Source organism: Thermosynechococcus sp. M3746_W2019_013 (assembly GCF_015296045.1).
Lineage (GTDB): Bacteria > Cyanobacteriota > Cyanobacteriia > Thermosynechococcales > Thermosynechococcaceae > Thermosynechococcus.
In genome coordinates, this window is sequence record NZ_DVDW01000009.1 from 52,124 (window position 1) to 59,061 (window position 6,938).

General features: G+C 52.7%; 8 protein-coding genes. 2 read left to right on the forward strand and 6 right to left on the reverse strand.

Annotated elements, in window-relative coordinates; genetic code table 11:
• Nucleotides 1-3: 3 nt before the first annotated feature.
• Genes IGQ16_RS01375 through IGQ16_RS01395 form a run of 5 tightly spaced genes read right to left on the reverse strand, consistent with a single transcriptional unit; the run spans nt 4 to nt 4,283 of the window.
• Nucleotides 4-1,458, reverse strand: coding sequence for a CIA30 family protein (locus IGQ16_RS01375; RefSeq protein ID WP_024125545.1), 1,455 nt, complete (start codon nt 1,456-1,458; stop codon nt 4-6).
• Complete coding sequence (tsaB, locus tag IGQ16_RS01380) at nt 1,448-2,065, reverse strand: tRNA (adenosine(37)-N6)-threonylcarbamoyltransferase complex dimerization subunit type 1 TsaB (protein ID WP_297059961.1); 618 nt, start codon at nt 2,063-2,065, stop codon at nt 1,448-1,450. Before tsaB ends, IGQ16_RS01375 begins: the two co-directional genes overlap by 11 nt.
• Nucleotide 2,066: 1 nt before the next feature.
• Nucleotides 2,067-2,237: a ssl1498 family light-harvesting-like protein gene (locus tag IGQ16_RS01385; protein ID WP_024125547.1), complete on the reverse strand. Its 171-nt coding sequence runs from the start codon at nt 2,235-2,237 to the stop codon at nt 2,067-2,069.
• A gap of 52 nt (nt 2,238-2,289) precedes the next feature.
• On the reverse strand, nt 2,290-3,453 hold the full coding sequence (locus IGQ16_RS01390) for a glycosyltransferase (RefSeq protein ID WP_297059953.1): 1,164 nt from the start codon (nt 3,451-3,453) through the stop codon (nt 2,290-2,292).
• Nucleotides 3,450-4,283 carry a thiazole synthase gene (locus tag IGQ16_RS01395; protein WP_297059954.1) on the reverse strand — a complete coding sequence of 278 codons (834 nt, stop codon included), beginning with the start codon at nt 4,281-4,283 and terminating at the stop codon, nt 3,450-3,452. Before IGQ16_RS01395 ends, IGQ16_RS01390 begins: the two co-directional genes overlap by 4 nt.
• Nucleotides 4,284-4,416: 133 nt before the next feature.
• Between IGQ16_RS01395 and IGQ16_RS01400 the strand changes: the two genes are divergently transcribed.
• Together IGQ16_RS01400 and ribH are read left to right on the forward strand one after the other, a co-directional pair.
• The gene (locus tag IGQ16_RS01400) at nt 4,417-4,869 is read left to right on the forward strand and encodes a hypothetical protein (protein ID WP_024125550.1); all 453 of its coding nucleotides are present in this window, start codon (nt 4,417-4,419) and stop codon (nt 4,867-4,869) included.
• Nucleotides 4,870-4,916: 47 nt separating this feature from the next.
• Complete coding sequence (gene ribH, locus IGQ16_RS01405; protein WP_024125551.1) at nt 4,917-5,453, forward strand: 6,7-dimethyl-8-ribityllumazine synthase; 537 nt, start codon at nt 4,917-4,919, stop codon at nt 5,451-5,453.
• A gap of 34 nt (nt 5,454-5,487) precedes the next feature.
• On the opposite strand, the gene IGQ16_RS01410 is transcribed toward ribH, so the two are convergent.
• The coding region (locus IGQ16_RS01410; protein ID WP_297059956.1) for a CHAT domain-containing protein at nt 5,488-6,938 on the reverse strand (1,451 nt) is incomplete at its 5' end.

The following is a 6,938-nucleotide window of genomic DNA, read 5'->3' on the forward strand; positions in this document are numbered from 1 at the left end:
CTCCTAGGGACGATCGCTGGCAAGTTGGGCAAGGCGGACTGCCCAATTGGGATAGGCCTCTGCTGCTTGATCGGTGGCTACCACTTCCACAGTGCGATAGCAGGCCACGGGCAAGTTTAACAAACTGGCCAGAAATGCAGCTAAATCTTCACGACTCAGAAAACCCGTCAGGCGATCGCCTTGATCCAGGCGCAGTTCTTTGCCGCCGGGCTGATCCGTCAGACCACAGGGACGGACAATCGTATAGGGAAGACCACTTTGGCGCAGCATATTTTCCGCTGCTAGTTTCCACGTCAGGAGGCCCCCCAATTGTTTGTTGTATTGAACCGCCAAGGGCTGTCCCTTAACATCAAGATTTGCTTGCTGCGGACGGGTAACCCCGGCAGAACTGACCTGAATAATGCGAGGTAAGGGCAAGCCCCCATAGGCTTGGATGAACTCTATCTCAAGCCTGAAGGAGCCGGGGCGAAAGTGAGGGTTGAGGGCACCGTCATACTCAAACTTGCTCAGCATCAGTTGCAGTGAGTAAATTTGCCCCACATTCAGCGGCGGGGCATTGGTGGCCGTGCGTGCCCGAAATACAGGGATAAAGTGGCTAAAGGGCAACTCAACCGTGATCCACTGATCGGCCGCCGTATCAAAAGAGATGGCATAGCCGACGCCATCCCAAGCGGGGTCACTGCGTAGGAAAAATTTATAGCGCTGGCCATCGCCGCGAACCCGTAGTTGAATGCCCGTATATCCTTGGAAATTGAGCGGTGGGGTGAGGTTGCGGGTGCGAATCGAGACAAAGCCCCCAGAATTTTCTGTAGAAACCACCCCTGTGAAGAGAGCACTGTGATCCTTGAGGTAAAACTGGCTGGCACTGACGCCGCCCATGACCACATCATCAAGGGCACCCCAAACTTCCTTCAGAGGCGGCGTGGGATAGCGATAGTCAAAGAGAGGATAGGTGTTGGGTTGACTTTGAAAATAGGGTTGGGCACGTTCCAACAGATGCCGCATCCCCTCAAATTCAACGGCCTCTGGGCTAGCACCGACAATTTCAAGGCCCGGAGGTGGCGCGTTGGGATTGGGCTGTACCTTTGCCCCGACACAGTTGATCACCGCTCGACTCCCCTGCAGGAGATCCGCAGGCAAGGGCTGAGTCACATCGGCAACGACAATCTCTAAAAAGGGGTCTGGGGGAAGCCCACTTTCAGCCTTGGCGCGATCGCGCACCACTGCCCGCACAGCATAGCCTTGACCCAAGAGGGTTTTCACCACGGCTTGACCGGTTCGACCCGTTGCCCCCATAACCACCACCAGGCCACTGCCCCGATAGGCGGGCGGCTTGAAGAGATCCGGTAAAAGGGGGGACAGCACGGGGCGCAGAGGCTCCAGCGTTCCTACAAAAGGTAAGGTTTGAAAAAAGCGCAGTGTATCGAGAAAGCGACCAAGTTCCCAGTTATTTGCCATAGAGGGGCACCACGCTTGACCAGTGGGGGAATTTTTCCCCTGCCCTTAGTGTATCGTGCCACTGTTGGGCTGCCCATGTCAGCAAAGCCCGGCCATAGTCGCTGAGATGGGGAGGGCGCAGGTGTTTGGAGGGGTGGGGCCAAGTGGCTAGGAGCACCTCTGCCTCGCTGTCTGTGACCAGGCGATCGCCCCAAAGGGCGTGGAGACGCCCTCCCTGATAGCGATAAATGCCAAGGTATTGATGCCCCTGCTGGGCGCGGCGTGACACGATCCCATCCTCTTCTAGGAGTGCGTTGCGATAGTGCCAGGCCATTGTGCCCAGACTAGACAGACCCAAAAGAGGGACTTCCAATTGTTGGGCCAGTATGCGGGCAGTGACGACCCCCAACCGCGTTCCCGTAAAGCTGCCCGGACCACAGCCAATGGCGATCGCCCCCAGTTTAGCCCAAGTGTAACGACCCATGAGTTCCCCAAGGCAGGGGTGAAGTTGGCTGGCCAGTTCTCGACCCAAGGGCCATGTTTTCACCTCTAGCAGTTGATCCGCCTCCAGATCATAGAGACCGGCCACCAGTGTAGCATCACTCGTATCAAAGCCAAGACAAAGCAGATTAGCTCACTCCGATAGCGATCGCCACCAAGCCAGCCACTAAGAGCAATCCACCCCCAACCAACAGGGCTGCCCGTACTTTTTGCTGAGGTGTCCAAGGCTGCGCTTGATAGACCTTGGGTTCAATGGCAAAGTTGTTGAGGCGACCGCCCTCATCGGTGGTATAGCGCATCGAAACAAACCTCAATTCAGCGTTACAGTGCAGCTATTTTAACAAGCGAGCTTTAGGACTCTTGAGAATCCTTAACAATTTCTTGCAATTGACCATGCCGATCCAGGCGTAACCAACGACCGCGCCAGTAGATGCGATTACCAAAACAGCCCCCCAACCAAATCAGGAAACTCATCACATCCCGCAGAGGCAATAGCCACAACCACAACAGCAGCCGTGGCGTGCCCATCAAAACAATGCTGATCACGGCCTGCAACCAGCGAATCCCCTGCACCGTCAAAAAGAGCCCTAAGGTCCAAGGTGTTGGAAACAGACCCCACAGCAGGGCACTATAGACAGTGCCAAACGTCAACACTATGCCAAAATACTGATTGCCGCGATTGCTGCGAATACTGCGAGACCAGCGCAGTTCCCGTTGGACAGCCTTGAGAAAGGAATCATTGCCACAGTCATTGTCAAGGATATAGGTGGATAACTCCACCCGGTACCCCGCCCGCCAAGCCGCATATCCCAATTGATAATCTTCACCAACACGATTGAGGGCAATCTCAAAACCGCCAATTTTTTCTAGAACCTCCCGCCGCAACAGCACTGTAGGTCCAATGGCAAAACGCAGTCCCCCATCTAGGCGCCGCGCAACCAGCACACTAGGAATAAAGTCCAGACACCGCCCCAGGGCGACAAAGGCGGCTCCTAACCTTTGGGGCTGGTGATCGATGTAACCGCAGGTAACGACTCCCACCTCCGGATCCGCTAACGGTTGGGTTAGGGTGGCTAGGTAATTGGATCGAACCCGCACGTCACTATCTGTTTCCACAACCACGCCATAGCGCGCATGGGCAAATAGTTGCGATACGTTGCTGGTCTTTAGGTTGACGCCACGAATTTGGCTACAAAAATACCAACGGGCACGGTGGGGATAGGTTTCACAAATTGCCTGCAGGACGGGTATAGCAGGATCATTGGGGTTTTGCACACCAAAGAGAACTTCGTAAACGGGGTAGTTTTGCTCACACAGCGAGGACCAATTTTGCCATGCCCTTGCCTCTAAGCCACACACAGGCACCAAGATCGAGACTGCGGGCAAGGTCTCTAGGGGGGCGGTTTTCTCCTTTCTGAGATTTGTGAAAAATTGCCAAGTGAGTGCCCCTGCAACAATATAGAAAAGGGCCCCTGTACAGCTCAGCAGGGTGAGAAGAATGAGCACAAGACTCATGATCTAGCCGTAATGGTGCCACTTAGGGGTGAACTGGCACTGGCATAGGCTTTGACGGGAATGCGCCCCGCTAAGTAGGCAAGGCGGCCAGCAGTGGTTGCAAGTGCCATGGCTTTGGCCATTGCTGGGGCATTTCCCGCTTGGGCGATCGCCGTATTAATCAACAGAGCATCGGCTCCCAATTCCATGGCAGCGGCAGCCTCACTGGGCGTGCCAATCCCCGCATCCACCACAACCGGAACACTGGCTTGATCAATAATAATTTGGATATTGGCAGCATTGCGCAAACCTTGCCCTGAGCCAATGGGGGAAGCCAAAGGCATTACGGTGACACAGCCCACTTCCTCAAGGCGTTTGGCCAGCAGGGGATCTGCATTGATGTAGGGAAGAACTGCAAACCCTTCTTTGACCAGTTGCTCAGCTGCAACTAAGGTGCCAAAGGGGTCGGGCAACAGATACTTAGGATCCGGAATCACCTCAAGTTTGACAAAGTTGTTATCTTCTTGACCCAAGAGCTTGGCCATTTCTCGGCCTAAACGGGCAACGCGAATCGCCTCCTCAGCGGTTTGGCAGCCAGCGGTGTTGGGCAGTAGCCAGATTTTACTCCAGTCAAGGGCATCCACAAGTCCTTCATGACCCGGGGCATTGGTTTGAACGCGACGTACGGCTACCGTAACAATTTCGCAACCGCTTGCGGCAACACTGGCCTGCAGATCTGCAATGGAACGATACTTACCCGTACCAGTCATCAGACGTGAACGAAATTGCCGCCCAGCGATCATTAGCGGGGCATCTTCAATCAACTGCTCAGAAGGAGGCGCAGTCACCATGATGTCCTTGTGAAGTGAAAAGCACTAGGGTTTGCTTTTCTACAATATCAGGGTTACGCTCTTTGCTGCTGCGACCTTGGAAAACTTATGGCATCATAGAGGCACCATAATCACAGGAGTGCAACATTGGTGCATGGCACACATTGGCAACAATGCCGCCATTCAGGCTGCCGATCGCCTGCTACGCCAGTATGGGTTTGATTTGGATGGCTCCTCAGTTGAGGTCATCTTAGATCGCTGGTTGCGTCATTTTCCTCCCCGCTGGATTCGCCTCGCACTCATTGAAGCCCTTTATCTGGGGCGTTATAAAGCCATCTCTGTAGAGCAAATTTTAGAGCTGTGGCAACGGCGTGAGCAACCAATTTATCACTTCAACAGTGAGTTTGAAGCCATTATCTGCCAGTCATTGCCCGTTAGTGTGCCGGAACCTCCTCCTTCTCGCCTTTTAGAGACACCCAGCAATACCAGAATCAGTGAATTCCACCCCGATTCAGTTTCTGACCCATTTGTTACCAAGTTAACCAGTATTGTGCAGCAGTGGCAGTCCCAAGACTTCCTCGTGGAGCAAGGCGATCGCTCCTCCTAGGCCGTTGCAGGTTATACTCTTTTGGGTAAGATTTGGCACCTCCACCTATGGCTGTTTTTGAAGGCACCTATCAAGTTCTGGGAACGCCTCGCTTTGGCATTGTGATTTCCCGTTTCAATGATCTGATTACAACCAAGCTGCTAGAGGGTTGCCAAGATTGTCTGCGTCGTCATGGCATTGATCCCAATCCCCACGGTTCTCAAGTGGACTATGCTTGGGTACCTGGTAGTTTTGAAATCCCCCTTGTGGCAGCTCAACTGGCGGCCAGTCGTCGCTATGCTGCCATTATTTGTCTGGGGGCAATCATCCGTGGCCAAACCCCCCACTTTGATTATGTGGCTGCTGAAGTCACCAAAGGTATTGCCACTGCCTCTATGCAAACCGGTGTGCCCATTATCTACGGCATTCTCACGACTGATACGATGCAACAGGCCCTTGAGCGCGCTGGCATCAAAAGCAATAAAGGTTGGGAATATGCCCTCAATGCCCTGGAAATGGCAACCCTGATGCAAACTCTCCCCAGTGCCATCAATCCACCAACAACCAAACTCAGCCCCAGTACCCGTGTTCTCACGGATGGGTAATCCCAAACGGTCAAGCAGAAATTGCCCCCCAGAGCTACCAAGGACTGCCAATCATCGTAAATGCTGCCCAAAAGTATGGATGGGAAAGTAGACGCCCACCCCCAGGTTGAACTTCTTGGGGCAAAGGAATCGAAAGCCCTCCCCGCAGTCCAGCACTGCGCAGATGATTCTCCTCAATCACAACCTGCCCGCGGATCATGGCAAGCTGCGCCTGTCGCAAAGCCTCTGCCTTAATCGGAGCAGTTCTCAACTGGTCATAAAATGCCGTCATCAAGGCTAGTGTTCCTTCATCACTGACATACCAAAGGCTGGCAACCGAACTCTTCACACCTGCTTGGAGTGACAGTCCAGCAAACCCAAGTTCTGCATTGGCATCTCCTACTGCTGTGCGACAGGCACTCAGCGTCATTAGCTCTGTGGGTGGCTTGAATAAACGCAACTGCCCTAATTCAGCCATTGAAAGCCGCCTATCCCAAAACTGAATATAGGAATTTTGTGGCTTACCTACATTAAATTCAGCATGGGTCGCCAGATGCAGGATAGGATAGAGACTGCGCCGCCGCTGGGTTTCCAAGTTTGAGACCGTAAAAGCTTCATTGAGGAATACTTGCCCTTGACCTACCAGTTGAGTAATTGTTTGTAGCTCGATGGGAACTGCTGGCAAAGGACTTTGATCTGTGAACTTGGAGGCGCCTATTGCCAATACCGAGGCATTTTGCAACGGTTGGTAGCGGGTATCCACCAAGTTAATACTCGGAATGAGACCCAGGTTATAGCGTTCCACTAGAAACTGACCATTACGACCTATTGGACTATCACTAACTGTCGAGGAAATAAGATTTGACCCCGTGTGCAAAGCAGCGATCGGCACACTCCGTAACCCTTGATCAAGGGCAAAAACCAGTGTATTAATGCCTCGTGCTTGCAATTCAGTATCAACGCTACCCATGATCAATTGGTAGAGCTGCTGCGCGAAGGGCAGATAGGATTGGCTATTGGTTTTTGTTGGATCTCGCACTTCGCGGTTAAAAGCAGCAATGACGCGGCGCACGACTTCTTGGGGTACTCGAACGGATTGATAAATCGGTTCCCCTTGAGGCGTGATAATGAATATATCTAACTGGTTGGGTCGCCAAAAGACATGGGTCAGCGCAGGTTTTTGACCTGTTTCTTGAGCTATACGCCCCAATAATTCCTTGATTTGATCAATGTCAAGGAACTGTAGTCCCTCTTGGCCGGGAGTACTCAAAAATTCACTAAAGTACTCACCAAACTCAAAGGAATAAAGCTGCTGCAGCAGTTTGATAGCACTGTTGTAATCTCCCTGATCAAAAGCGGTACTGATTTGCTGACGGATGATTTCAATGCCGGGAAAGTAAAAGACTTGAGCGGTATTCTGGGGCAGTTGAGTGCTTTGTATCTCCTGGCCAAGTAAGATTCCACCTAGATCTTGTTGAATTTGGGATTCTGGAGGTACTGGTGGGG

What these genes read in the sequence shown, in the direction of transcription:
- IGQ16_RS01375 (WP_024125545.1), bottom strand. Translation starts at nt 1,458, where the DNA reads ATGGCAAATAACTGGGAACTTGGTCGCTTTCTCGATACACTGCGCTTT.
- IGQ16_RS01385 (WP_024125547.1), bottom strand. Translation starts at nt 2,237, where the DNA reads ATGCGCTATACCACCGATGAGGGCGGTCGCCTCAACAACTTTGCCATT.
- ribH (WP_024125551.1), top strand. Translation starts at nt 4,917, where the DNA reads ATGGCTGTTTTTGAAGGCACCTATCAAGTTCTGGGAACGCCTCGCTTT.
- IGQ16_RS01400 (WP_024125550.1), top strand. Translation starts at nt 4,417, where the DNA reads ATGGCACACATTGGCAACAATGCCGCCATTCAGGCTGCCGATCGCCTG.
- IGQ16_RS01390 (WP_297059953.1), bottom strand. Translation starts at nt 3,453, where the DNA reads ATGAGTCTTGTGCTCATTCTTCTCACCCTGCTGAGCTGTACAGGGGCC.
- IGQ16_RS01395 (WP_297059954.1), bottom strand. Translation starts at nt 4,283, where the DNA reads ATGGTGACTGCGCCTCCTTCTGAGCAGTTGATTGAAGATGCCCCGCTA.